The sequence below is a fragment of the Neolewinella antarctica genome, from assembly GCF_011927835.1.
GTDB lineage: Bacteria > Bacteroidota > Bacteroidia > Chitinophagales > Saprospiraceae > Neolewinella > Neolewinella antarctica.
Genome location: NZ_JAATJH010000007.1, coordinates 33,780 through 59,736, shown reverse-complemented (window position 1 = coordinate 59,736; position 25,957 = coordinate 33,780). Strand labels below are relative to the sequence as shown.

Here is a 25,957-nt window from a genome sequence, read left to right as displayed (position 1 = left end):
AATTTGAAAAAAGGGTGCAACATCGAATATCGTGAATCGTTTTTTGCCAAATTTGTCTATGCGCTTCTTGCTATTTTTTCTCACCATCGGCTTACTTTTTACTGCCTGTGGTAATGACGTGCCGCCGGTCCCGAAGCCGCGCTCTTACCCCCGGATCATGTTCCCGGAGCGGGCCTACGAGCGGATCACTACGGAGTATTGTCAGTTTAGTTTTGAAGCACCGACGTCCGCCACAATTACGCGGGAGGAATTATTTTTTGACAAGGCACCGCCAGATAGTTGTTGGTTCGACCTCAACTTGGCGAAAGAACTGAACGGAGCAATTCACTTTTCCTATTACCCCATCGACTCCGAAAAAACTTGGGAGGCTTTGCTGGACGAAGCCTTCGGGCTGGTGGGCGTGCACAATGACCGGGCGAGTGACATTCAGGAGGTCGCGATCCACCGGGGTGAGGCCGGGGTGCACGGCGTAGCTTTCGACATTGCGGGGCCGGCGGCTAGCCCGTTTCAGTTTTTCTTGACGGACTCTACCACACACTTTCTCCGGGGTGCCCTTTACTTCGATACCGAGGTGCGGCCTGATTCCATCGCGCCGGTGGTGGAATTCGTAAAGGAAGATATCTTTCGCTTAATAGAAACCTTTGAGTGGGTAGAATAGGCGCGGTCGCGGGTACAATGGAAATTCCGGAAAGAAGCCGATGACTATCGTCCGGACTGTACGAGTACTTCATTAGGCACTGCAGAACAACTAGACTCAAACTTTCAGAAAAAACTGAAACCAACCACAACCACCCTTCCGCCCACCTGTTCTTTATACTCAAGCTGAGAGCTTGTTAGTGAATTAGTGTTCGACCTACGAACGCTTCTTTCCAGCCTGCTCTTCATTCAGAAAACCAACTAATAACCCGTTATAAGGTGATTTTCCGAACTCGATCAGACTAAAAATAAGCTGTCCTCGGTCAGAAAACCAATTCCCCAACAAGCTCTAGTGATATGAACACCGCCGAACTACTCGAAAAAGGATTGCACCGTGAATGGCTCACCGCCGAAGAAGGTGTCTGGCTACTCGAAAACGCCGACACCGCCGACCTAATGTACGTCGCCAACCAGCTACGTTTCCAGTCTGTTCCGGCCAACGACGTCACCTGGATTATCGACCGAAACTCCAACACCACCAACGTCTGTATCGCGAACTGTAAATTCTGTAACTTCTACCGCCGCCCCGGCGATGCGGAGGCTTACGTAACGACCATCGAAGAGTATAAACCCAAAATCGAAGAAACCTTCGCCCTCGGCGGCGAGCAGCTTCTCCTCCAGGGCGGTCACCACCCCGACCTCGGACTAGAGTACTATACCAAACTCTTCTCCGAACTAAAAGCCCTCTACCCCCGGCTCAAGCTTCACGCCCTCGGCCCACCCGAGATCGCCCACGTAGCCAAGCTGGAAGGCATGAGCCACTACGATGTCCTCAAGGCCCTTAAGGAATCCGGCCTCGACAGCCTACCCGGCGCCGGTGCCGAGATCCTCAGCGACCGCGTCCGCCGCCTGATCTCCAAGGGCAAATGCGGTGGCGAAGAGTGGCTCGACGTCATGCGCGCCGCCCACCAACTCGACATCACTACCTCCGCCACGATGATGTTCGGTCACATCGAAACCAACTGGGAACGGATGGACCACCTCGTGCGGATGCGCCAGGTACAGTCCGAAAAGCCGGACCACGCTAAGGGTTTCCTCGCCTTCATCCCCTGGCCCTTCCAGGACGAAGACACCATTCTCAAAAAGATCAAACGCGCTCGCAACACCGTGACCGGCGACGAGTACATCCGCATGATCGCCCTGAGCCGCATCATGCTCCCCAACGTCACCAACATCCAGGCGAGTTGGCTGACGGTCGGTAAGCAGGTCGCGCAGATTTGTCTGCACTCCGGTGCGAATGACTTCGGCTCCATCATGATTGAGGAGAACGTTGTTTCCGCCGCCGGTGCCCGCTGGCGCTTTACGGCCGATGGCATTCAGGAAGCGATTAAGGAAGCCGGCTTCCGCCCGCAACTCCGCACGCAGCAGTACGAATACCGGGAGTTACCGGAGCACATGCGGCAGCAGGTGCTGGACCGGGAGGCTTTGTTGGTGGATTAACAATGCGGTTCGTCAATACGTATAGTATGATATGGCTAAAAGATATCCACGAAGGCTCTCCGCAGGTGCGAACAATGTAGTTATTGCGCTTTCTACTACCGAGGTAGGTAAACTCTTTAGTGACGACACCAGATCTGACATAGGGTCCGAAGCGACAAAGCTCAAGTTTGCTAATCAAGTCAATGATCTGTGCGCCAGGTTTATTCGGCTGGATATCAACGAAGATCTCAATGAGGATATGCTGGTTATGGAACGGCTTTACCCTATGGAATTTCGTGCTTATGAAGATCAAATACGTTTGCTCTGGCTAGATGTATTCGAGGATGAATTAAAAGCGCTGCACGATTCGGGATTTGTGCATCGTGACTTATGTCGACCCAGTGGCACGCCGGGGTTGAAGTATGACAATATCATTCTTACTCAAACGGGGTTACGGCTCATTGACGTCGGAATAAGCGTCCTAAAATCGGATGTAAGTGAGCGCATGTTCAAACGCTTCATCGAAAGAGAATGGGAAGAATTTGAGATTTTCAAAAAAGATTTTCTCGCTAGGTAATCTCAACACGCCCCACCCCACAATAACAATTAAAGCCCCCACCCCGCACAAAACCACAAAGCGTCATTCCCTGGTCCTCCGCCAACGAAACGGCTAAGGTCGAAGGTGCACCAACGGACAACACGAACTGAACGCCCGCCATTGCCGCTTTCTGAATCAACTCAAAGCTAGCGCGGCCGCTCAGGACGATCAAGTGCTCGTTGAGCGGTAACCAGCCCTCACGGAAAGCATGGCCAATCACTTTGTCCATGGCGTTGTGGCGACCTACGTCTTCGGCGTGGTGGACTAATTCTCCCGCGAGATTGAGTAGCCCGACGCCGTGAATTCCTCCGGTGCGGGCGAAGTTCTGCTGAGCGGTGCGGAGTTTCTCCGGGCCGTCAATAATTACCTCGGGAGATGTTTTCCAACGTGCAAGCGGTTCGGGGAATGGGAGTGCGGCGTGGACTTGCTCCAGGGAGGTCTTCCCGCACACGCCGCAACTGCTTGACGTATAGCCGTGGCGTTCCAGACGTGCCCAATCGACGCTAGTGCCGGGGGCGGTTTTGATGATGAGGGTGTTCTGGCCACTTTCGGTATCGGCGTCGCGGTGCTCGACGGACAGGACTTGGTCGGCGTGCTGTAGGATGCCTTCGGAGAATAGGAAGCCGAGAGCAAGGTCGGCGTCGCGACCGGGGGTGCGCATGGTGATGGCGACGGATTTTGGGGCGTGGTCGCTGGTGCCGAGTAGTTGGATTTGGAGCGGGGTTTCGGGGGCGAGTTCGTCGGGCTGTTGGGTGAACTTACCGTTTCGGAATTTCAAAATGCTTACCTGATTACCGCCGTGCTCATTCATATTACTGCTCTTCACCACCTTCCATTGCACCCGCGTCCGCGACACGTTAGTTAGTCCCGCACTTAGTCGGGGTGCCCTTATCTACCAACTCGCTAATTTCCTTGGGGTAGCTGAGAAAGTATTTTGTGAACGTCCTTGGGGCCAGACCAAAAGTTGAAATCTTCGACATTGGCACCACCTCCCCGTTTTTACGCAGGATCATAATCTCATCCTTCAGCGTCGAATAAGCGCTATTCGATTCCGCCCCTACGATCAGGAAGTCTTCCGCCCCGGGAGGTAGGTCAGGGTGATTCCGAAGCGTTTCGCGAATAAGGTGCTGATACTCGTCGGAAAAAGGCGCGTCAGAGAACTCGAGCCGGAACAAGCGACGGTTGATCAAACCGTAACTCAGGTAAGCCAGCAGCGGATCGGTGTGTTGCTGCCACGCCTTGACGGCCGCGGAAATATCGGTATCGTCGAGCGCCGCGAAGCTGTCGAGGAGTTCGTTGCGGCGCTCCCGGAAGTCCTTGCCGGAAATCTTGTTGCTCAGAAAGTACGCCAGCGTTGGCGGCGACCAGACTTCGATGCCTTGATCGTAGAGCTCCCGCGCTCGTTTCAGTACCAGCTTCAACATTTGCTCGGCGGAGACGACCGTTTTGTGCAAGTACACCTGCCAGTACATAATCCGCCGGCTCGTCAGGAAACGCTCGACGGAATAGACGCCTTTCTCTTCCACGACCAGCCGGCCGTCGGCCACGTTGAGCATCTTGATGATCCGGTCGTACCCGATGACACCCTCGGCCACACCGGTGAAGAAACTGTCGCGGTTGAGGTAGTCCATCCGGTCCATGTCGAGCTGGCCGGTAATGAGTTGGTGGAGGAAGTGCTTCTTGTATTTGCCTTTGAATATCTTGATCGCCAGCGTCAGTTTGCCGTGAAATTCCTCGTTGAGCCGCTCCATGAACAGTAGCGACAGGTCTTCGTGGTGAGCTTTGATGAGGGTGTTTTCCAGCGTATGGGAAAAGGGGCCGTGGCCGATGTCGTGCAACAGGATGGCGATCTTGGCGGCTTCGGCTTCGCGTTTGTTGATCTTGATGCCCTTGCGCTTCAAGCTATCGATCGCCTGCGTCATCAAGTGGAGGGCGCCGAGCGCGTGGTGAAAACGCGTGTGGAGCGCGCCGGGGTAGACGTAGTGCGTCAGGCTTACCTGCTTGATGCTGCGCAGACGTTGAAAGTAAGGATGCTCCACGAGGTCGAAGAGGATGCCGTACGGAATACTTACGAACCCGTAGACGGGGTCGTTCAAAATTTTGTGGGTTTTTTCCATCGTAGCCGGGGGCGTCAGTAAGCGGTAAACGGTTGACCGGCACGAAACTACGCAGGGGTCAACTACTCCACTAGATAGACGTTTGCAACGAACGGATGTTTGCCCGCCGGCGAACATAACAACCCGGCCGCGCCCCAGCCAAGTGCTTTTCCGCCTGGCTGGCTCCTAGTTGCCCGCGCAGGTTAATTTTAGCGACCTTTGCCCGCGCGTCACTCAACCTAATTACCCATGAAGATTGTCATTGCCGGAGCCGGAGACGTTGGTTTTCACCTGGCCAAACTGATGGCTACCGAGAACCAGGACATCATCCTCATCGATAACGATGAGGAAGTGCTCGACTACGCCGGCAGCCACCTCGACGTGCTGACCGTGCGGGGCGACGCGACGAGCATCCAGACCCTCTCCAACGCCCGCGTCCAATCCGCCGACCTGCTCCTGGCCGTCACAACTTCGGAAAAGACGAACATGATGTCGGCCATCCTGGCCAAAAAGCTGGGGTGCCGCCACGTCGTGGCCCGCGTCGATAATGAGGAATATACCACGGCGGCCAACGAGTCCACCATCTGTTCCCTCGGTATTGACCAGATCATCAGCCCCCGGCAATTGGCGTCGCAGGAGATCTTACGCCTCATCAAGCAGTGCTCCTTCACGGATATTTTTGAATTCGAAAATGGTAAGCTCGTCCTATTGGGGACGACGCTCGACGATGACTCTCCACTCGTCGGCGTTCGCCTGAGCGACATCAAGAGCTTACGGGCGAAGGTCGACCTACGCCCCATTGCCGTCCTGCGGGGCAACACCACCATCATCCCCAAAGGCTTTACTACCCTGCGCCGGGGCGACCACATCTACTTCATCACCAAGCCGGAAAAGAAGCAGCTGGTGGAAGACTTCGTCGGTAAGAAGCGGAAAACCGTCCGGAGTATTCTCATCCTCGGCGGTACCGAACTAGGCATATCTACCGCCCGGATTCTACAGGACGATTACAGTGTTACGATCGTCGAGAAAAGCAGGCGCCGCTGCCAGTACATCAACGAGCAGCTGACCAACGTCCTGGTAATTAAGGGAGATTATACCAATATCGACCTTCTCCAGGAGGAAGGCCTCGACCGGATGGATGCTTTCATCGCCCTGACCGGCAACTCCGAGACGAACATCATTTCCTGCCTCACGGCCCGCAACCACGGCGTGTATAAGACAATCGCCCAGGTAGAGAACAAAGAGTACACGCACATCAGCCAGAACATCGGCGTGGATACGCTCATCAACAAAAAGTTACTGGCGGCCAACAGTATTTTTCACCACATCCGCAAGGGCAACATCGAGGCCATTACCAGTTTGCAGGGAGTGGACGCGCAGGTGATCGAGTACGTGCTGACTAAGTCGAATCAACTCACGAAAAAGCCCCTGAGTAAGTTACATTTTCCCGAGACGGCCCTGGTCGGTGGTGTGATTAGGGGCGAGCAAACCTTGATTCCCAATGGAGATACGCAGATGGAAATCGGCGACCGGGTAATCGTCTTTGCTTTACCTTCGGCGATCAAACGGCTGGAAGAGTTGTTCCGCTAACCCGCCGGAGGTAGCTACGCTCTTTTCGTCGCTAATCAGACTGACCCGCCCCGATGATCAACTTTCGCCCCGTAGCCCGCGTAATCGCCATTCTTCTGGCCGTCGTCGGCGTGATGATGTGGACCGGCGTCCCGTTTAGTGTTTATTATGGGGAAGACCCCATGCCCCTCCTACTGGCCGGAGCGCTCAGCTTACTTTCCGGCGGCATTTGTTTTCTGATCAAGAACCCCCAGGGCATTCCCATTCGAAAGCGGGAGGGATACATGATCGTGGTACTCAGCTGGGTCAGCATGGTGGCTTCGGGGATGTTACCGTACCTGTTCAGCGGCGTGATCCCTACTTTTCCGGAGGCAATTTTCGAGACGGTCTCGGGAATGACGACAACGGGCGCTTCGGTGCTGACGGACATCGAGATACAGCCGAAAGGCATCCTTTACTGGCGGAGTTTGACCCAGTGGATCGGGGGGATGGGCATTATCGTGCTGACGGTGGCGATCTTTCCGTTGCTCGGCATTGGCGGCATCGAGTTGTTTGCGGCCGAGGCACCGGGGCCGACTTCCGACAAACTCCACCCCCGAATTAGCGAGACGGCCAAACGACTGTGGTTCATCTACGTCGGGCTGACGGCCGTGCTTTTCTTCGTGCTCTGGGCGCTCGGCATGAATAAATTCGAGGCGGTAAATCACGCGCTGACGACGATGGCGACGGGGGGATTCAGCACGCGCAACGCGAGCGCGGGGGATTTTAGCCCGGTGATTCAGTACGCGTTGATCCTGTTCATGTTCCTGGCCGGGGTGAATTATACGGTGCTCTACCTGTCGTTCAAGGGGCGGTTTTCGGATGTCTGGAAGAGCGAAGAATTAAAGGCCTATTCGCTCGTCGTGTTATTACTGGTCGTACTCTTTACCGTCCGGGTCTACTACGCAACCGGAGCGACCGACCTGGAGCAGTCATTCCGGGATAGCTTTTTTCAAATCGTGAGCTTAATTACGACGACAGGCTTCGTCTCGGCGGACTATACGAGTTGGTCGACTAGTTTGACGATTATCTGTTTCGTGTTGTTATTTTTGGGCGCGTGCGCGGGTTCGACGTCGGGAGGTATCAAGATCATCCGGCATTTGGTGTTTCTAAAAAATTCCTACCTGGAATTCAAGCGTATCGTGCACCCTGCGGCAATCGTGCCTTTGCGGCTGAATGGAGAGATCGTGCAGGGCCGAGTGATCAACCACGTATTTAACTTTTTGCTACTGTACTTACTGATCTTCGTCGTTGGGTCCGTTCTGTTAGCCGCAATGGGGCTCGACTTTAGGACGGCCCTGGGTGCGATGGCCACTAGTTTGGGGAACGTCGGCCCGGGGATCGGTAAAGTTGGTCCGGTGGACAACTTCGCCTGGCTGCCCGGCCACATTAAGCTGTTTCTTTCCGGCATTATGATTATCGGGCGGCTGGAGATCTACACGGTGCTGGTGTTGTTTACGCCGTTCTTTTGGCGGTTGAACTAAGCTTGGGGGGGGATGGATCCTTTAATACACGAGGCACAAATGAAACCACGCAATTGGAGATTTGGAGAAGTGGATTTCCCCCTATATTCAGGTGCTTTTATCTTTTTATGTGTCCTTTGTGTCCCTACTTTCTTCCGTCGGCAGCGTTTTTATGGAAGATTAAAAAGTAGTGCGTTCTTACGGCCTAATTCGTTACGCTCCTTCCCGATTCACCCAGCACCGGCGACCGCGCCCCAAGCAACACCGATGAGATCTGTTTATTTCCCCTTACTCCTGTTCCCCCTGCTGATCTTCGCCTGCCGTAGCCCGCTGGCCACCCCGCAAGTCATGAGCAAGCGGGTAGCGGCGGGGGACTTCGAGTACGTGCGCCACCGATTCGACAGCATTCAACGACCGCTCAACTTTGAATTCCCACGGCAACGCAATTACGATAACACCGCCTACCTGCCGGATACGACCCACGCGGATTACCTACCCGTCCGCAACGTGCTGCTGAATTTCCACGTGATGAACAGTGCCGACACGGTCTACGATTTTTACGGGGCCAAGGCCACCGAATACATCACCTACCTACTGAGTTTCAGCAACAAAAAATTTAATAACAACCCCCGCAGTTGGCTGCAACCCGACTCGATGGACGTGCCGGCCCTGCCCACGCGCATTCAATTTAAGCTAGCGACCGACCCGGCTACGGGCCGGCCGGCCATTTACGAGCACTACGACGACGAGCTTTACGACTACCGCCACGACAACCCAGGCCGCAACCGGGGCGACATGGCGGTAGTCAAGAAGTACGCCGTCCGAACCGAGCGGGAGCTCAACATTTTCCTCATGGGGCCGCCCTGGGCCGGCCCGCAACCGGTCGGCCCACCGAGCCCGGGCAGCGGTATCTTCCTGGGCGACGCGGTCAAGCTTACCGATCCGCTTTCGGGTAAATCGCCCGCCTGGGAACTCCGTAAGGTTTTCACCCACGAAGTCGGCCACGCGCTGGGTCTGTGGCACGCCTGGGGAAAAAGCGATGGCTGTGACGACACGCCCGCCCACGCCAACCTGAGCTGGAAACTCAAGAAAAGAGGCCCCGGCGTAAGTAGCAACAACCTCATGGATTACAGCCCCAACCAGGAAGCCCTCACCCCCTGCCAGATCGGCCGGATGCAGGCCCGCATGGCCGACCCCACCAGCAAGCAGCGCCGCTGGGTCCGCCGGGACTGGTGTGAGTACCGCCCGGAAAAGCGCGTCGTCATCGATGAAAACGTGACCTTCGACGGTGCGCGGGACTTTAATTCTGACGTGCTCGTCAGGGCGGGCTTTACGCTGACGGTCAACAACCGGTTTCACCTGCCGCTGGGTGCCAAAATTCTGGTGGAGCCGGGGGCAAGGCTCGTCCTTGGTCCCGACGCAATTCTGCACAATGACTGCGGGGATAACTGGGGCGGCGTGGAGGTTGGCGTACTTAACAAAACACTGCGTGGCGAAGTCGTGGCGGACCCGCGCGCCACCGTTCTCAACGAAACAACATGAAGCACATTCTCATCACCGGGGCCACCAGGGGCATCGGCCGCTCGTGCGCGGAACTGTTCGCCGACCACGGTTGGCGGGTAACGGCCGTGGCCCGGTCCACGGATGACCTGGCGGAACTAGCCGCCGTGATCGGTGCCGATACGATCGTCGCCGACCTGAGTACGGAAGCCGGCGTGGCCTTGGTTCCGGTAGCGGACTACGACGTCGTGTTACTCAACGCGGCAGCCTATTCGCCGGGGCCGCTCCTCGGTACGGAAGACGATATTTTTGCCCGTCTTTACCCCCTTAACGTGCTCGGAAATCACCGCCTGGCCCGCCGCCTTTTACCTAATCTGATCGCTCGCGACGCCGGCCACTTGGTCGTAATCGGCTCGACGGGGACGGACAACTGGAAGGACCACATGACCGCCTACGTTGCCACTAAATATGCACTCCGGGGCTTGTTCCTGGGCTGGCGGGCAGAGTTGGCGCGGACGCGGGTGCCGTGTACTTTAGTAGCGCCGGGCGCTACCCTGACGAGTAGCTGGGTGGGGGAAGCGCCGCCGGGTAACATTCTGCTGCCGGAAACGGTGGCGGGGGAAGTTTTTCGGGTGGTAGCGGAGCGTATTGAGGGGCGGGTGACGTTGCCGTAGGGTGAGCTAGACGTCAGGCCGGGGGTGGTTAGGTAGTTAACTATGACCGGATAAGTTCAAGCTGGTGTTACCGTATTCTCACTCGCAGAAATTTTATTTTTGACGCTATTTGCCAGCGACAAGTACAGGAAGGGTACGGAAAAGATAAAGTAAGAAATGTCAATTTTACTGTCAAAGAAGGCCGTCTGAAAGCCCACGGTAAAAATTAAATAGGTGGAGTAAATGCCAATCAGCAAGAACAGAAAGAGGCCACTGTAGAATGGGCTGTCTTTGAACTTAGCAAAAAGCACGACGGTACCGATGAATAGTAAGTACGATAAAATGATCCAGCGAGGCATCAGATATTCGGACTGGACGATGAATGGATTGATTGTCCAAAATTCGTCGGGCCAAATTAAGATCAACGGTAGAAAAGCGGATGCGAAGGCACAAACCGCCAGCCCCCAGTACTTAACGTGCAGTATGGCTTTTCGCGGTTGAAAGTTTGCTACCGAATAGATCATGTATGCGATTATGAATACGGAGCGCGTGGCTAAAAGAAGCCCGACGGATACCGCACTCAGCGCTAATTTTCTACTCCAGTGAGTCTTATCCAGTAGATTAAAGAACGTGAGGCCCATCAGGACAAGTACGGAATACGTCATTACGTTACTCCGGGTCGCTATTTCCCAGTACACGCAGGGGGACAGCAATAATGATAAGTAGTACTTACCCGAATTTTCGTGGTCAAACCGCCTCAAGAAACTCAAAGTAGCTAAGTACCCGAGGCCGGACAAAACACATAGACCACCGACGATGTAAAAGGGGAAAGCCAGTATAAAGTACACTGGCATAGGTCCTGGTGGATTCCCCAAATGTGATATGGCACCGTACGGATATTGATTATTTAGTCCTTTTTCAAGGAAACTAGAAATGACGCTCCACCGGTCGACGTTCAACGTCAACGGATCAACAAACAGCTGAGCGAACACAATCGTACTAACCAACGCAACAACAGACGAGTAAAATAGCGTGCTGCTGAACCTCGAGGTTAGTTTGCCGAGCCGAGGGTTAGTCAATAACGACACGTAAACCAGTGCGTAGGCAATACCAGCCAGGTATAAATACCCACCATCCAGGACACGGCTACCGTACTTTACAAAGAAGATGACGTTAGTGAACGTTAGCATGAACGTGGTTAACCGCTCCTTACTGGTACTATTCATGCCGTAAAATTAGCAATTTACTGTACGGAAGAACCCGCCCCTACTTTCGCAGGGACGGGTTCTTTCTTTAATAACGATTAGCCTGGTTAACGATCAGTCAAGAGAACCTACGCATAGTGATCTTCCGCGCCCAATTCTTTGACCACGAGGTAATAGAATACCGCCCGGTGCTTTGCCCGCTCTACGTACTTTTTACAGACGGCCTGCACGGCTTCCATTCCCTTGTCCTTGTCGAGACCGAGCTTCTTGACGACGAGGTTGTCAACGACGCGCTGCACTTCCGCTTTGTCCGAGCAAGCTACTTTGTTGCTGTCGTTGTTGTAGATGGACGGGCCGAGGCCTTTGGCTACTTTTCGGAGTAGCTCCTTGTCGTTCTTGATGTCTACCTTATCGAGGGCGGCTTCGTAGGCGATCATTTTTTCGTCGAACTTGCTCATAACTATTGGGTGGTTTTGGTGGCTGGTGGCGGCAAGTGGCCGGCCAACCGGTTGTTAGTCATCTATTGGGCCGTAGGATAACAATAATTCTGCGGACTTAAATATAAAGAATAGAATATTTGTTTTTAAAAGGCAGGGCGGCCCTCGTTTGTTTGTCAAGATCGTAGCGGCAGATGACTAATTTTCGTGTTCGGATTTGTCTTCACCTCCGGTAAGCAAAGCGCCAACTTCACCCTCCGGGTCCATCGGTACCCCACGATCGTTCGTACCTTAGCTCCACGCCCGACCGAATGACGAACGCTCCACAACAATTTCTTCGCCGTTACCAGCTACGCTACCAGTCGTTCGTGCGCACCGGTGGTTTGATGACCCTACTTTTCCTCACCAGCTTCGTCGGAGCTGGCCAAGAGACAGCTCGCAAAAGCGTCTTCCCCCCGGACCGTCACCGGGAACTGCGGGAAGAAATCCAATTTCCAAAACCAGCGGAGGAGGAAGAAGAGGAATCTTTAGCGTTCGAGCCCTGGACTTTCGAAGCTTTTGACCTACCGCCCGCCGCCGCTTACGCCATCATCGGGGTCATGCTTCTGTTACTGGGTGGGCTTGTTTACCGTATGTTGGGGGACGTAGAACTCCGCAAACGCACCAGAAGCGACGGAGACGGACGGGACGAGATCAAAATCGAAGAGATTGAGGAAGAGGCACTGGTGGCCAGTGGCGTGTCGCTTAGTTTGCAGGAGCGGGCCGAGAAGGCTGGGCAATTCGATATTGCCGTACGGCTGCTCTACATTCAGTTACTCAAAGATTTACGGGACCGGGGCCTCATCAAGTACCGGCGCGACTACAGCAACCGCGACTACCAAGCGCAGCTGAGCCAGTCCGCGCTACTGGGCGATTTCCGGGGGGTAACCGTCGACTACGAGCGTTTTTGGTACGGTAAATACGTCATTGACGCCCTCAGCTACCGGCTCGTAAAACGCAAGTTCTCTACCCTGACCGGCCGGGTCGAATCAACCAAACAAGCTCCCTCAATCAATGCGTAAACCAGCGACCAGCGGACGGAGGTTTTTGGCATTGCTCGCACTGCTCATGCTCACCGTTTCCGGTTGTGGGCTGGATTGGAACGAGAATTACGCATACGACGACGAAAATCCTTTCGACCTGTACGTGCTGCACGAACTTCTGGACGCGCGGCCGGGAGAGATGACCATGCTCCAGGATAGCCTGCCCGCGCTGACGGAAGCGGAAAAAGGCAGCTACGTATTTGTCGGCAACTACGCCTACTACAACGAGCGGGACATCACCCACCTCCTCGACTTCGTGGAACGCGGCAACAACGCCTTCATCGCCGCCGACGAGCTACCGAACGAACTCGCCGAGATGCTCTACGGGTCGGATTGTTATTACGAATACGACTACGGCATCAATTACTCTTCCAAATACCTGGACGACGAAAAAGGCAGACCCCGCTACCGGGATACCGTAAGCCTTACCCTCACCGGCGTTACGGACACGTTCGAGATGGTTAACATCTACAAGCATAAGCCACGCAAGACCAGTTTCAACTACGTAGAAGAACACCTGCTGTGCGACCCCGAAATCGACAACGAATCCATCGGCACCTTGGATACGAACCACATTGCCTACGTCCGCCTCAACTGGGGGGCGGGCTACTTCTACTTCAACACCCAACCGAAGTTTTTCACCAACTACTACCTGGTCGACTCCACTTCCCACCGGTACGCGGAAGCCGCCCTGGCCGTAGCACTCGACGAGGGGCCGATTTACTGGGACGAGGCCTCCCGGATCGCCCCCGCCATCGCTCGCCAGCGACGGCAGGCCAAGAACCAGGCAAACCAACCGCGAAACTTTCGGGGGCGGAACCTGCTGAGCGGCAACGAAACCCTCAGCTACGTGCAGAACCAGCCCGCGCTCGCCCTGGCTTGGTACCTGATTGTGGTAGCCGTTCTGCTCTACGTATTTTTCCGGGGGAAACGCCGCCAGCGCATCATTCCCATCATCAACCAGCGAGAAAATTCGAGTAAGCGGTTTATCGATACCCTGAGCCGGCTCGTTTACCAGAAGGGAAACCACGCCGCCCTCGCCCGGCAGGAACTGCGCAGCCTGCGCTTTTTCCTTCAGGACGGCTACGGTATTCGCTGGCAGCCCTCGGAGCCCTTGCCCGCCAACTTTGCCGAGCTGACCGGCGCTTCCCCCGCGGTGATTCGCCGGGCGGACATCGAAATAAAGATCATTCACGAAAAAAACAGCATCGACGAAACGGCCCTCATCCGTTTCCACCGCGCCATCGAACCCCTTTTTCAACTCAAGGCCACTACCTCAAGTCAACGACGGAAAAAACTAGGAGCAAAAGCAAACACCCCGTAAGCAAATGTTAGAAAACGACCACGAAAACCAGGAAGAAAGCAACCCCTACGCGCCCAAAAGTGCTGACGCAACCGCCCGGCCGTCCACCAATCCCCCCGCACCCGCGACCGCGCAACCCGGCCCGAACACTCCAGAACATTCCCCCCGGGCAAGCGAAACTTTCCCGGACGCGGAGGGAAAGCTTACCGCTTCCACCAACCCCGGCTTCGCCCCGCAGGACCGTATTGAACTGGAAGAATTACGGGTGGCGGCGGATAACGTGCGCGGGGAGATTGGCAAACTAGTCGTGGGACAACGAGAATTTATTGATCTCCTCATCGCCTCCCTGCTCGCCGGTGGTCACGTGCTGGTGGAGGGCGTTCCCGGCATTGCCAAAACACTCACCGCCCGCCTGCTATCTAAGACAATCGCGGCCGACTACAGCCGCATCCAGTTTACGCCCGACCTGATGCCGAGCGACGTGACGGGCACGACGATCTTCAACATGGGCAAATCTGAATTCGAGTTCACGAAGGGGCCGGTGTTCAGTAACATCGTGCTGATCGACGAAATTAACCGGGCGCCCGCCAAGACGCAGGCGGCGCTTTTCGAAGTGATGTCCGAACAGCAGATCACGGTCGACGGGCACACCTACGAAATGGAATCTCCCTTCTTCGTCATCGCCACCCAGAACCCCATCGAGCAGGAAGGTACCTACCGCTTACCGGAGGCCCAGCTCGACCGTTTCCTCGTACGGATCATCATCGACTACCCCAGCCAGGAGGAGGAAAAGCAAATTCTCTACCGCTTCCGCAGCGACTTCAAACAAACGCAGCAGAAGAACGTGAAGGCGGTATTCACCAAGCAATTAGTCGCCAAGTTCAGCGCGCTCGTGGAGAAAATCTTCATCCGCGACGAGTTACTCGATTACATTGCCGCCCTCGTCCACCGCACCCGCACGCATCCAGACCTTTACCTCGGCGCCAGCCCCCGCGCCTCCCTCGGCATCCTGCGTTTGGCGAAGGCCGTTGCCGCGCTGTCCGGTCGTGATTTCGTTACGCCGGATGATATTCAGCAGGTCGCCTACCCCGTCCTCAACCACCGGATTATCCTGACGCCCGAGCGGGAGATGGAGGGTTTTGGGAGTAAGGACGTGATTGAAGAGATTGTGCGGGGGATTGAGATTCCGCGGTAGCGCTTACCGCAAATTAGGGCGCCCCGACTAAGTGCGAGACTAACAAATGTGTCGCGGTCGCGGGTGCAGGGTTGAAGGGTGAGATTCGCTAATATCTTCAACGGTGTATCCCGAACGGACGTGTAGTAGCTCTCTTAAAGGTTGAGGGCATCCTGCCCGAACGGATGTGCGGCAGCGTTTCCTGAGGTTGAGGACTTGTAGTCCGAACGGACGGATAGCGATACTGACGCAGCTACCGCCGCTACGTTCGGGCAGGATGCCCTCAACCTTAACTTACTACCCCTCCCCAAACAAAGAATGCGGCCGCCCCTCCGCCAACAGCCGAAAGCTCTTCCGGTGGTGCACCGTAGCCCCGTGCGTCTCGATTGCACTACGGTGAGCCTTCGTTGGGTAACCGGCATTCGTATTCCAGGAAAATTGAGGGTATTCCCGGTGCAGGCCCTGCATGTATTCATCCCGGTGCGTCTTTGCCAAAATGCCCGCCGCGGCGATACTCTGGTACTTACCATCCCCCTTGATGACGCACAGGTAGGGCATTTCACCGTAGGGAATAAAAAACTTGCCGTCAATCAGCAAAAAGTCAGGTACTTCGGCAAGTTGGTCGACCGCACGGTGCATCGCCCGGTAACTGCTTTGAAAGATATTATGTCGGTCGATTTCCTCCACAGAATAGCTTGCCACGGCCCAACATAACGCCTCCGTTTCAATCCGCGCGCGCAAAACATCCCGCTCGCCCGCTTTCAGTTGCTTGCTGTCGTTTAGTTCGGGGTCGTTGAAGCCGGGGGGCAGCACGACGGCGGCGGCAAACACGGGCCCGGCCAGGCAGCCGCGGCCAGCCTCGTCGCAGCCGGCTTCCAGTCGCCCCGGTTCGTGAAAGGGTAGTAGCATGGGCGTGAAGGTAAACAGGTAGGGTGTTTTGTCAGTTATAATTGGTTAGTGGGGCCGGTTACCCTAACGACCGATTTACTCATCGACCCTAATACGTCGCTCAGTAGCCTTCGTAGCGTTGCCCCCGATTTACCATCACCAATCTTTCATCTTAAACAACCGATCATGGACTTTTCACAATTACTCCAACAGCAACTCCGCACGCAAATTGACGGCGGACTCATCGACGTGCTTTCCCAACAGACGGGTGCCGACAAAGTCCAAACAACCAAAGCTACCAGCGCTACGATCAGCGCCATGATGGGTGCCATGGCCCGTAATGCCTCCACACCCGACGGGGCCAACTCCCTCGCCGGCGCGCTCGATCGCGACCACGACGGCAGCATTCTCGACATGATCGGCGGCATGATGCAGCAGGGTCGCCAGGCGCCCGGGCAGGGCATGCCCACCGGCGGTGGCCTCATGGACCTCGTTAACGCAATGACTACCGGCCAGAGCAGCAGTGGTGGCAGCGGCGGCGGTCTACTCGGCAGCATCCTCGGTGGCCTGACCGGCGGCGGCAAAGCACGGCAGCCCCAGGGCGGTGGCGGACTAGGCGGCCTGCTCGGTGGCATGATGCGCCAAACGCAGGGTAGCGACGGCGGCGGCATGGGTGATCTACTCGGTGGGTTGCTTGGTGGCCGGCAGGCCGGAACGTCCGAGCAGATACCCCCACAATTCCGCAAAACGATGAACGGTGGTGGCATTCTCGACCACGTGCTCGGTGGCCGGAAAGAAGAAACGGCCCGCGAGATCAGCGAGAACAGTGGCCTTAGCCTGAGTAAAGTGCTTCCCCTCATGGCCACCCTCGCCCCCATCCTCCTCGGCATGATGGGTAAAGCCAAACGGCAAACCAACACCGATGCCGGTGGCCTCGGCGGCGCACTGACCGACATGGTCACCCGCAGCCAAGCCAACCCCCGCCAGAATGCACCGGACCTCGGCCTTGCCGGATCGATCCTGGACCGCGACGGTGACGGACAGATCATGGACGACATCCTCGGCATGGGCACCAAAATGATGGGCGGTTATTTTAACCGCTAGTGGTTTTGCCCACTGGCCCCATACGTAAAAAGCCCCGTAAACACATTGGTTTACGGGGCTTCTTTATTTGTACGGCAATAAAGAGGAAGACTTATTTTCTAGAAAAACACAGCACCCGCGACCGCGCAACAAAAAAAACGCGGCTACGATGCTTACTTCTCGTCGCGCGTAATGAACGACTCCTCCCGCTTACGCAGCAGTTCACGCTCACGGAGCTCGGTGAGTTCCCGGGCGTCGCGCTCGCGCTGTTCCTGCTCGGTCATGCCGTCCTTGAGTTCCTTTTCGAGGGACCCCTTGGCGGTGTTAAATTCACGGATGCCCTTGCCGATGCCGCGCATCAACTCAGGAATTTTCTTACCACCGAAAAGGAGTAGGATAGCGAAGAAGATCAGAATCATCTCCGGGCCAATCGCGTTGAGGAAAAGTAGCGTGTTCATACGGTTCGTATTTAGTAGCCGCCGAAGCAGCCGGGGGTCGAGTTCGGACTCAGGGAACAAAAATAACGTCTACCGGAGGAAATCTGTTTCATTCCGAGTCTTTTAGTCGTCAGGTATTTCGGTCTGTGGTCTAGAGTCTATGGTCTTGACGCTGCTAGACCATAGACTTTAGACCACAGACTATTTTTTTAGCCCAATCTCCCGCAGGCGCTGATCGAGGTAACCGCCGGCCGTAATGGCTTCATAGTGCCGGGGGTTATCCGCCGTAACGCAGCTAGCGAGCACGTCGAGCGACATTTCCGGGCGCGGGTGGAGGAAAAACGGGATGCTGAGGCGTGGTTTATGCCATTCCGCACGGGGGGGATTGACGACGCGGTGGGTGGTGGATTTGAGGTGATTGTTGGTCAGGCGCTGGAGCATGTCCCCAACGTTGATGACGATCTCGTCGTTTTCCGGGACGACTTCCTGCCACTCACCATTGGCGTTGAGGAGCTCGAGACCTCCCGCGCTGGCCCCGACGAGCAGGGTAATCAGATTGATGTCCTCGTGCTGCTCGGCGCGAATGGCGCTGGCCGGCTCGCTGGAAATTGGTGGGTAGTGAATGGCACGGAGGATGGAAATGCCGTCCTTAGTGTACGTAGAAAAGTAGTTGGCGGGTAGTTCCAGGTAGCTGGCGATGGCTTCGAGGAGGACGTTTCCTTTCACCTCGAACTGGCGGTACAGTTCACGTCCGAGCGTCATGAATTCGGGGACCTCGGCCACGTCCGGGTTCCGCTGCTCGGTGGTCATGTTGATGGTTTCTTGACCGATTTGGAAAAACTCCTTAAGGTCGGCGACCTGGCTCTGCTTGGCTTTTTCCTTACCGAAGGCCGTGTAGCCCCGCTGGCCGGCTGCGCCGGGGATCTCGTATTTGCCCTTACCGTCCGTATCCATCGCAAAAAACTTCTTGGCGGCGACGTAAAAATCGTCGATGAGCTGCTTCGGAATGCCGTGGCCGGTGACACCGACGAAGCCAATCCCGCGAAAGGCATCGGCTAGTTGGTCGACGAAGGCCTGGCGAACGGCATCGCTACCGTGCTCGTAGTCAGCCAGGTTGACGAGGGGGATGGCTCTGGTGGTGGTTAGGATGTTGGACATGAGGGTTGAATTTTGGTTAGTGTAAGGTATGGATTTTTGGGTTTGGTTGGGTGCTATCGATTCTACTGTAATTTGCGATGGGTAGACTAGCGCGAGCCGTAAACTTGAAGGAATGATCCTTGCTATTTCTATCTTTATCGGAAACTTGAATGACTCCGTAGCCGTCAAATCTTTACGACATGAAACAGCCCAACGATTGGCTCCTTCCCGTAATAATAATCATTGAAAGAGTAGTTGGCGGTTTCGACCACCGAACACCGGGCTGGATCGACAGAGACGTAGAGTACGTTTATGATGCTTTCCACGCATTCTTTACTATTAAGCAGACGGATAAGGAAGCGCCGGAACCACACGCTGCGATTCAGCGACGTAAGGATTTGATCGCCGACTTAATCCTCATACTCGAAATGATGGACGCTGACGGAGAGCTAGATCACTTGACCGACGGTCGCATTTGGTCAGGGGTCCAATCAATTACTACCGTTGAAGGAGTTTACGTGATGATGTTTGAGCACTTGCGGGACAGCGTACGGTACTGGCGCACAAAGGAAGGACGGCGTGGGTATTTGAGTGGGCCTATTTTGGAGTTGATGGGGAAGGTGTAGATTTTGATTACCTAAGTTAAGTGCCGCTCGGCAGCCGGGTTGCCCCTCACCCCCGCGGTTTAAACCGAGCCCCCGCCAAAATAACCTGCCCGTCCTCCAGCCGCATCAGTTCCGTCATGGTAACGTTCGGGTTGGCGGTGACGTAGGCGTCGACGATCCGTTTGCCGAGATAGTTTACCGCGCGGCCGGGGCTTGCAGCGGGCATCCCCTGGGTGGTCGGGGCGGGTTGGGTGAGTTTACGGATCAGGTCGGTGGAGGTAGAGTAGAGCTGGTCTTCCGTTTGCAGGTGGGCGTAGATCGGGATTTCGTTGTCGCGTAGCCAGTCCATTTGGTCTGCGGTCACTTCGTAGATGATCTCGTCGGCTACTTCGGGAAGAATGCGGTCGAGGAGAAAAAGCTTTTTGCCTTCGTAGACGATGTAGTCGAGCAGGCGCCCGGAGCGGGGGCGGGGCAGGTGGTCTTCAATGAGGATTTGCAGCAGTTTACGGGTCATGTACTCCGGCCGGTAGGTACGGGCCAGGTACTGGGAAAAAACCGCTTCCTGCGTGTTAACTTGCGAATAGTCGAACTCAGGCCCGAGAAAGAAATCCAGCCCCACACCTAAGTCCGTATCGCCATAAATCAGCGCGGCGTAGCCAAATTCGTACAGAAACGCCGTCAGCGTATCCGGCAGCGGGGCGTCCGGAAGGTAGTAGTGGTAGTACTTCAGTGCTTGCTGTAGTTCCCGTCGTTGCGCTTCCATGGCGTCGTCGTCGAAGCGCTTCTGGACGATGGAATCGAGCCGGCGTAAAGGTTCGTGACGGAGAAAAGCTTTGGCAATCTCAAGCTGCTCTTCCGGGCCGAAATCACCGCGGCGAATCGGGGCGACGTGCCGCAAGTAGAGCTTAGCGAATTCACCGTAATCGCGTTCCAGCCGGTCGAGTTCATTCGCTACGTCGGTGGTGTCGATGTTAAACATGGCCCGGTCGAAACGAACCAGCGCGAGGGGGGCGTTGATGGCACTGACGTCCGGCGGCGGGGGTTCATCCGGTACGCAAGCGGTCAGGCAAACAAGGGTGATTAGTAGAGAAAAGACCGTTAAATTATTCATCATGGGCGTTGGGCTAGCAAACACGGCGGCGGCGGGGCTGTTTAATACGAAACCTAATTAACGATGACCTGACCGCACTCGGTTCGTCTCGTTACCCCTTAATTCTTGGTGGGCGGCCAAAAACGCCACAAAATAACGTTACTTATGCACACAAATTTTACCGCGCCCCGCGCCCTGCTCGCTACTCTCGTCCTCTTTTTTGGCCTCGGAACGCTTTCCGCCCAGTTGAACGGTGACATTAAGTTTGGCGTCCAGCTCAGCCCCACGTTCAGTAGCATGAGCTCCAATAATAACCTCATCAACGGCGACGGTACTAACCTCGGCCTCAAGTTGGGCCTGATCGGAGAGTACTACATTGCCGATCAGTACAGCATTCACTCCGGCATCGGATTTCACTTCAACGCCGGCGGGACGCTACGTTACGACGACGAATTCTCCCGCGTAGACATCTGGCAGGAGCCCCTCAACGAGGTACTGCCCGCCACCACCCCGCGCGACACGACCAGTGGATCGGCTTACAAATACAGCCTCCAGTACCTCGAAATCCCCCTCGGCCTCACGCTGCGGACGCGCGATTTCGGCTACCTCAGTTACTACGTGCGCCCCGCGTTGCACCTAGGTATCCTCACCCAATCCCGCGGCGAAATCGGCGGTTACGCCGGCCTGAGTGAGGACGAACGCTTCAATATTTCCAGCGAAGTCAACGCCATCAACTTAAGCTGGAGCATCGGCGGTGGCGTCGAATACGCCATTTCCGAAAGCACGGGCCTCATCGCGGGCATCGCTTACCAATCCGGCTTTGCGGACGTGACGACGGACAACGACACCTCCGTTACCCGGCCGGGCCGTGGTGCGCAGGAAGACGATAGCCGCGGAAAGGTCAACTCTTTCGTCATTACGCTCGGCGTGATGTTCTAATTTGACGCTCCGTATGCTTGCAAAGCCCCCGATCAGTCACGCTGGTCGGGGGCTTTTTTATGCGCGGTCGCGGGTGCAAGATAGTATCACCGGAGAGCAAGGAGAATTGGCTTTTAACCTCAGGATTATACCCAGCCGTCTCTGCTTTTCCACTAACCCCTCCGCACCCGCGGCCGCGCCCACTGCCCTAGGCGACAACGCAGTTAAATTACCGGCCGACATAGCCCCAAACAAAGCCACTTCCGGACCCCCAAAACGCTAGGTTTTGTGGCACGATTTTTGTACTTTTGTAACTATGGCAGAAAATAAAAATGAAGTGGTTAAGGGCGCGTACGGTGCTGACAACATTACCGCGCTCGAAGGCCTCGAGGCCGTCAGGAAACGCCCGGGGATGTACATCGGTAGCACCGATACGAAGGGCCTCCACCACCTCGTCTGGGAAGTCGTCGACAACTCCATCGACGAGCACGTTGCCGGTTACGCCAGCTCCATCGACGTCGAGATCCTGGAAGACAATTCCGTTGCCGTGACGGACGACGGCCGGGGCATCCCCGTCGGCATGCACAAGAAGTTGCAAAAGTCGGCGCTCGAAGTCGTCATGACCGTCCTCCACGCCGGTGGTAAATTCGATAAAGACACCTACAAAGTTTCCGGCGGCCTCCACGGCGTCGGTGTAAGTTGTGTGAACGCCCTCAGTAGCTTCCTGGAAGCCCGGGTGCGCCGCGACGGTAAAGTGTACGTCCAGACCTATTCCGAAGGCAAACCGACCAGCTCCGTCGACGTCGTCGGCGAATCGAACAGTAACGGCACGACAATCACCTACAAGCCCGACGGCACGATCTTCGACAGCCTCGTCTATAAGTTCGAAACGCTCGCGACGCGGATGCAGGAACTCGCCTTCCTAAACAGCGGCCTGAAACTCAGCCTGACCGACCACCGGGTGAAGGAAGACGACGGCTCTTTCCTGCGCAAAGATTTTTACAGCGAAGGCGGCCTGGCCGAAATGGTCGAGTACCTCGACGAGGGCAAAACCCGCATCATTGAGAAACCGATCTACGTAAAGTCGAAGGAAGACAACGTCGAGATCGAAGTCGCGATGCAGTACAACACGACTTATCAAGAGAACGTGTACTCGTTCGTCAACAACATTAAGACCCGCGAAGGCGGCACGCACGTCAACGGTTACCGCCGCGCCGTCAACCGCCTGTTCACGAAATATGGTGATGAGAACGGCCTGTTCAAGAAACTGAAATTCAAGATTAGTGGCGAGGATTTCCGGGAAGGCTTGACGGCCGTTGTTTCCGTGAAAGTCCCCGAACCACAGTTTAAGGGCCAGACGAAAGGCGAACTCGGCAACTCCGAAGTAACCGGCATCGTCAGCCGCGCCGTAGGCACGTCCGTCGGTCACTGGCTGGAGGAAAATCCCATCCAGGCCAAGCGCATCATCGACAAGGTGATCATTGCCGCCACCGCCCGCCACGCCGCCCGCAAGGCGCGGGAAATGGTGCAGCGGAAGAACGTCCTGACGGGCACCGGTCTGCCCGGCAAGCTTTCCGACTGTTCCAACAAAGACCCCGAGAGCTCCGAGATCTTCCTCGTCGAGGGAGATTCGGCCGGCGGAACGGCCAAGATGGGTCGCAACCGGAAGTTTCAGGCCATCCTGCCGCTGCGCGGTAAGATCCTCAACGTAGAGAAGGCCATGGAGCACAAGATCTACGAGAATGAGGAAATCAAAAACATGTTTACCGCCCTCGGCGTCCGCATCGAGGAGAATGAATTCGGCGAGCGGGTACTGAATACGGACAAGCTACGCTACCACAAGATCGTCATCATGTGTGACGCCGACATCGACGGTAGCCACATCGTGACGCTGATCCTCACTTTCTTCTTCCGCTACATGCATAAGCTCGTGGAGGAAGGCTACATCTACATCGCCCAACCGCCACTGTACCAGGTGAGCCGGGGCACCTCATTTCAGTACTGCTGGAGTGAAGAGGAGCGCCGCGACGCCATCGCCCACTACCAAAAAGGCGACGAAAACAAGAAGGTCAAAGTCCAGCGCTACAAGGGCCTCGGCGAGATGAACGCGACCCAGCTCTGGGAAACGACCATGGACCCGGACACACGGATGCTACAGCAAGTCGCCATTGAAGAGAATTCGGAGGCGGACCGGGTGTTTTCGATGTTGATGGGGGACGAGGTGCCGCCGCGGCGGGCGTTTATTGAGGCTAATGCTAAGTATGCTAAGGTGGATGTTTAGGCAATCAACGCAAGTCTTTTACTTTGGGTAAAGAACCCCGGCACGTCGTTTGGACGGAACTTTCCTACTTCTACCTGGATACCGAGCTTTCAGAATCCGTGCTTACGGACATCGTCGGTACGCTACGGTCAACCGGTTACGACCGTCGGGAGATCAGCCGGATCAACCGCCGGGAAGTGGCTCCCGTACTGTACGGCAATTTGCTCTCCGTCGCCGGAATATGGACGGGGTTCCGTGAGGATATTTTGATCGCCGAATGCACCAAACAGGTGAAAGGAAACGACCGGTGGTGGGCGCGGATGCACCGTACACTGGCGGGCGTGCTGCTGCGACAAACACTCCTGGAAATGGACCGGACGGTAGAGCGGTACTGGGAGGCTTGAGGTGTGGAAGAGAACTTACCCCACCACCACCTCCAACAACTGGCTAGTATCCACCCCCAAAATATCCACCACCTTCACCATCACCCGGTACGTCCCCGCCTCGGTGTATCCCCGCGGGCTCGTCGTAAATTCCAGACTCCGGTCCTGCCGCGTCCGGAAGCTCTGCCATTCGTTTTCGAATACGTAATTGCCCGTCCACTGCTCCTCCACGTCGCCGGCGTCGTCCTGCACGCGGATCGTTTCCTTTTTGGAGTCGTAGTCAAAATCCACGCTCCAGTAGTCGATCCAGTCGTGCCAGTTTTTAGTGAGGATCTCGCGGTTCTGCACGCCGCGTTTGTCCATGCTGACTTTGATGATCTGGCCGCCGTCCATCACCACGGCGCTCTTGCCCTTTTTCAGCTTGGCTTCTACTTCGGCCAGGTCCTCCTGGGTGTAGGCGGTCACGAAGTCTTCGAGGGTGACCGTAACCTCAGCTCTGTATCCTACTCCCCCGGAGGGGTCAGGGGAAAAATTTTGCGCGGCCGCGGGTGCCGGGGAAGGGGGTAAAACAGCAAAGCTGGCCCGCAAGTGGCTAACGCTGTAAAACTTCACCTGCCCCTTATCTACGGCGCGTTTGTCAAACACATCCTTGGGGATATACTTGAGGCTCACCCGCACGCTATCGCTCTCCGCCACCTCCTGAATGACTCGCGGGCTCAAACCCTGCTCGAACTCGAAACCCAGAATATCAACCCGCGTATAGCCCAGCCGGACACAATCGGCCACCACCTCCCGGACCCGGGTCTCCGTCACCGGCACGTCGAGTGGGCCGACTTGGACGACGCTACCGCCCTTGGTTCCGTGCAAAACTCCGGCCCCTTCCGTCGTTTCCGCCTTGTAGGCGTTGAGGATCAGGCCGAGGTAGCTCCGTTCCATGTTCCGCTGCTGCTCCTCGCTGAGTTTTTGGAGAAAGAACTGGCGCTCGTACTTACCCAAGTTGAGCAGCTCGAAAGCCCGGAAGTCCTTCCCGGATTCCTTCAACTCCCGTTGCACTCCGATGAGGCGTTTGCGGGTGGTGTGGATGGCGAAGCGGCCGAGGTCGGTGGCGATCCATTTCCGGTTGAGTTTTTCGGCGACGGCGGCGGTGGTGCCGCTGCCGCAGAAGAAATCGGCGATTAGGTCGCCTTCGTTGGAGGAGGCTTTTATTATTCTTTCCAGGAGGGCTTCTGGTTTTTGGGTTGGGTAGCCAACACGTTCATTTGAAGTTGGACTAATTCGATTTACATCATCCCAGAGATCAGTTATCGGTGTTCCTTTGGCATCTTTTAAATATTTTTTCTTGCTCAACGATTTACCAGTAGATGATACCACAATCAGACCTTTTTCGTACAAATCTTGCATCTTCTCCTCTGAATACCGCCAATACCCTCTTACGCCTTGAAACTCGTAAAACGGATTTCCTTTTGCAGCTCCCCCAGGACCATCTACTGGTGTATGTCGATATACTCCTACATCGTCTTTGTATTTGTAGTCTCTCGCAAGGATTTTTTCAGAATATTCGCCATATTGAGAATTCCAAGTTGCTTTTGCGCTTTTCGTGAAGATATAAACGTAGTCTGTGATCCGACCGTAATGTTCGGCACCTTGCCCTGAATCTCCGTGAGCGTGGGAACACTTCCAAGTAATTGTGTTCCTATAATTATCATGACCATATATATCGTCCAAAATCATTTGAACATAACTAGCGACCTGCCAGCCTACATGAACATAAATACTCCCATCATCCGCCATCAAACTATGAATAAGCTTCAACCGTTCGTACATCATCGATAAGTAAGAAGAGATCCCCCGCTGCCAGGTATCCCGGTAGGCGATTTCCTCCAGCACCGTTTGGGTCTTCGTCGCCTGTTCCCCGCCAATCT

24 protein-coding genes are annotated in these 25,957 nt (G+C 55.6%); 15 read left to right on the top strand and 9 right to left on the bottom strand.

Annotation, left to right across the window (positions count from 1 at the left end; all coding sequences use genetic code 11):
- Positions 1-58 precede the first annotated feature (58 nt).
- The 3 genes from gldD (at position 59) to GGR27_RS16860 (ending at position 2,692) form a co-directional block, all read left to right on the top strand.
- A complete protein-coding gene (gldD, locus tag GGR27_RS16870) occupies positions 59-658 on the top strand; it encodes a gliding motility lipoprotein GldD (protein ID WP_168039498.1) in 600 nt (199 codons plus the stop codon).
- Positions 659-993: 335 nt separating this feature from the next.
- Positions 994-2,136, top strand: coding sequence for a cyclic dehypoxanthinyl futalosine synthase (gene mqnC, locus GGR27_RS16865; RefSeq protein ID WP_168039496.1), 1,143 nt, complete (start codon positions 994-996; stop codon positions 2,134-2,136).
- Positions 2,137-2,167: 31 nt separating this feature from the next.
- Positions 2,168-2,692 (top strand): protein kinase family protein, encoded by a 525-nt coding sequence (locus GGR27_RS16860; RefSeq protein WP_168039494.1) that lies wholly within the window; start codon positions 2,168-2,170, stop codon positions 2,690-2,692.
- Here GGR27_RS16860 and fdhD read toward each other — a convergent pair.
- Entirely contained in the window at positions 2,685-3,491 is an 807-nt protein-coding gene (gene fdhD, locus GGR27_RS16855; protein ID WP_245184728.1) for a formate dehydrogenase accessory sulfurtransferase FdhD, read from the bottom strand. The two genes, GGR27_RS16860 and fdhD, sit on opposite strands and share 8 nt — an antisense overlap.
- 79 nt (positions 3,492-3,570) lie before the next feature.
- The gene (locus GGR27_RS16850) at positions 3,571-4,830 is read right to left on the bottom strand and encodes an HD domain-containing protein (protein WP_168039490.1); all 1,260 of its coding nucleotides are present in this window, start codon (positions 4,828-4,830) and stop codon (positions 3,571-3,573) included.
- A 228-nt stretch (positions 4,831-5,058) separates the two neighbouring features.
- Here GGR27_RS16850 and trkA point away from each other — a divergent pair, with 228 nt between their 5' ends.
- The 4 genes from trkA (at position 5,059) to GGR27_RS16830 (ending at position 10,054) form a co-directional block, all read left to right on the top strand.
- Complete coding sequence (gene trkA, locus GGR27_RS16845; protein ID WP_168039488.1) at positions 5,059-6,399, top strand: Trk system potassium transporter TrkA; 1,341 nt, start codon at positions 5,059-5,061, stop codon at positions 6,397-6,399.
- Positions 6,400-6,452: 53 nt separating this feature from the next.
- On the top strand, positions 6,453-7,901 hold the full coding sequence (locus GGR27_RS16840; protein WP_168039486.1) for a TrkH family potassium uptake protein: 1,449 nt from the start codon (positions 6,453-6,455) through the stop codon (positions 7,899-7,901).
- Between the two features lie 246 nt (positions 7,902-8,147).
- Positions 8,148-9,422: a M43 family zinc metalloprotease gene (locus GGR27_RS16835; RefSeq protein WP_168039484.1), complete on the top strand. Its 1,275-nt coding sequence runs from the start codon at positions 8,148-8,150 to the stop codon at positions 9,420-9,422.
- The gene (locus GGR27_RS16830) at positions 9,419-10,054 is read left to right on the top strand and encodes an SDR family NAD(P)-dependent oxidoreductase (RefSeq protein ID WP_168039482.1); all 636 of its coding nucleotides are present in this window, start codon (positions 9,419-9,421) and stop codon (positions 10,052-10,054) included. The genes GGR27_RS16835 and GGR27_RS16830 overlap by 4 nt, the downstream gene beginning before the upstream one ends.
- Before the next feature lie 56 nt (positions 10,055-10,110).
- Here the strand turns inward: GGR27_RS16830 and GGR27_RS16825 are convergent, their stop codons facing one another.
- Together GGR27_RS16825 and GGR27_RS16820 are read right to left on the bottom strand one after the other, a co-directional pair.
- Positions 10,111-11,259, bottom strand: a complete 1,149-nt coding sequence (locus GGR27_RS16825; RefSeq protein ID WP_168039480.1) for a hypothetical protein — start codon at positions 11,257-11,259, stop codon at positions 10,111-10,113.
- Between the two features lie 107 nt (positions 11,260-11,366).
- The gene (locus tag GGR27_RS16820) at positions 11,367-11,696 is read right to left on the bottom strand and encodes a DUF2853 family protein (protein ID WP_168039478.1); all 330 of its coding nucleotides are present in this window, start codon (positions 11,694-11,696) and stop codon (positions 11,367-11,369) included.
- Positions 11,697-11,986: 290 nt separating this feature from the next.
- On the opposite strand from GGR27_RS16820, the gene GGR27_RS16815 reads away from it, so the two are divergent.
- From GGR27_RS16815 to GGR27_RS16805, 3 genes are read left to right on the top strand one after another with little or no spacing between them, the layout of a single operon-like run.
- The gene (locus tag GGR27_RS16815; protein WP_168039476.1) at positions 11,987-12,736 is read left to right on the top strand and encodes a hypothetical protein; all 750 of its coding nucleotides are present in this window, start codon (positions 11,987-11,989) and stop codon (positions 12,734-12,736) included.
- On the top strand, positions 12,729-14,081 hold the full coding sequence (locus GGR27_RS16810) for a DUF4350 domain-containing protein (protein ID WP_168039474.1): 1,353 nt from the start codon (positions 12,729-12,731) through the stop codon (positions 14,079-14,081). Before GGR27_RS16815 ends, GGR27_RS16810 begins: the two co-directional genes overlap by 8 nt.
- Positions 14,082-14,085: 4 nt before the next feature.
- Positions 14,086-15,255: an AAA family ATPase gene (locus tag GGR27_RS16805; protein ID WP_245184726.1), complete on the top strand. Its 1,170-nt coding sequence runs from the start codon at positions 14,086-14,088 to the stop codon at positions 15,253-15,255.
- Positions 15,256-15,531: 276 nt separating this feature from the next.
- On the opposite strand, the gene GGR27_RS16800 is transcribed toward GGR27_RS16805, so the two are convergent.
- Complete coding sequence (locus GGR27_RS16800) at positions 15,532-16,143, bottom strand: ribonuclease HII (protein WP_168039472.1); 612 nt, start codon at positions 16,141-16,143, stop codon at positions 15,532-15,534.
- A 165-nt stretch (positions 16,144-16,308) separates the two neighbouring features.
- On the opposite strand from GGR27_RS16800, the gene GGR27_RS20325 reads away from it, so the two are divergent.
- Positions 16,309-17,226 (top strand): DUF937 domain-containing protein, encoded by a 918-nt coding sequence (locus GGR27_RS20325; RefSeq protein WP_168039470.1) that lies wholly within the window; start codon positions 16,309-16,311, stop codon positions 17,224-17,226.
- 152 nt (positions 17,227-17,378) lie between these two features.
- Here the strand turns inward: GGR27_RS20325 and GGR27_RS16790 are convergent, their stop codons facing one another.
- Positions 17,379-17,663 (bottom strand): Sec-independent protein translocase subunit TatA/TatB, encoded by a 285-nt coding sequence (locus GGR27_RS16790; protein ID WP_168039468.1) that lies wholly within the window; start codon positions 17,661-17,663, stop codon positions 17,379-17,381.
- Positions 17,664-17,843: 180 nt separating this feature from the next.
- Complete coding sequence (locus tag GGR27_RS16785) at positions 17,844-18,800, bottom strand: isopenicillin N synthase family dioxygenase (RefSeq protein WP_168039466.1); 957 nt, start codon at positions 18,798-18,800, stop codon at positions 17,844-17,846.
- 179 nt (positions 18,801-18,979) lie between these two features.
- Between GGR27_RS16785 and GGR27_RS16780 the strand changes: the two genes are divergently transcribed.
- Positions 18,980-19,405: a hypothetical protein gene (locus GGR27_RS16780; RefSeq protein WP_168039464.1), complete on the top strand. Its 426-nt coding sequence runs from the start codon at positions 18,980-18,982 to the stop codon at positions 19,403-19,405.
- Between the two features lie 46 nt (positions 19,406-19,451).
- On the opposite strand, the gene GGR27_RS16775 is transcribed toward GGR27_RS16780, so the two are convergent.
- Positions 19,452-20,498: a gliding motility protein GldB-related protein gene (locus GGR27_RS16775; protein ID WP_168039462.1), complete on the bottom strand. Its 1,047-nt coding sequence runs from the start codon at positions 20,496-20,498 to the stop codon at positions 19,452-19,454.
- Positions 20,499-20,639: 141 nt separating this feature from the next.
- On the opposite strand from GGR27_RS16775, the gene GGR27_RS16770 reads away from it, so the two are divergent.
- The 3 genes from GGR27_RS16770 (at position 20,640) to GGR27_RS16760 (ending at position 24,056) form a co-directional block, all read left to right on the top strand.
- Positions 20,640-21,413 (top strand): porin family protein, encoded by a 774-nt coding sequence (locus GGR27_RS16770; protein ID WP_168039460.1) that lies wholly within the window; start codon positions 20,640-20,642, stop codon positions 21,411-21,413.
- 295 nt (positions 21,414-21,708) lie between these two features.
- Positions 21,709-23,673, top strand: a complete 1,965-nt coding sequence (gene gyrB / locus GGR27_RS16765; RefSeq protein WP_168039458.1) for a DNA topoisomerase (ATP-hydrolyzing) subunit B — start codon at positions 21,709-21,711, stop codon at positions 23,671-23,673.
- 23 nt (positions 23,674-23,696) lie between these two features.
- The gene (locus GGR27_RS16760; protein WP_168039456.1) at positions 23,697-24,056 is read left to right on the top strand and encodes a DUF7079 family protein; all 360 of its coding nucleotides are present in this window, start codon (positions 23,697-23,699) and stop codon (positions 24,054-24,056) included.
- 15 nt (positions 24,057-24,071) lie between these two features.
- On the opposite strand, the gene GGR27_RS16755 is transcribed toward GGR27_RS16760, so the two are convergent.
- Positions 24,072-25,955, bottom strand: coding sequence for a site-specific DNA-methyltransferase (locus tag GGR27_RS16755; protein ID WP_320060367.1), 1,884 nt, complete (start codon positions 25,953-25,955; stop codon positions 24,072-24,074).
- Positions 25,956-25,957 lie beyond the last annotated feature (2 nt).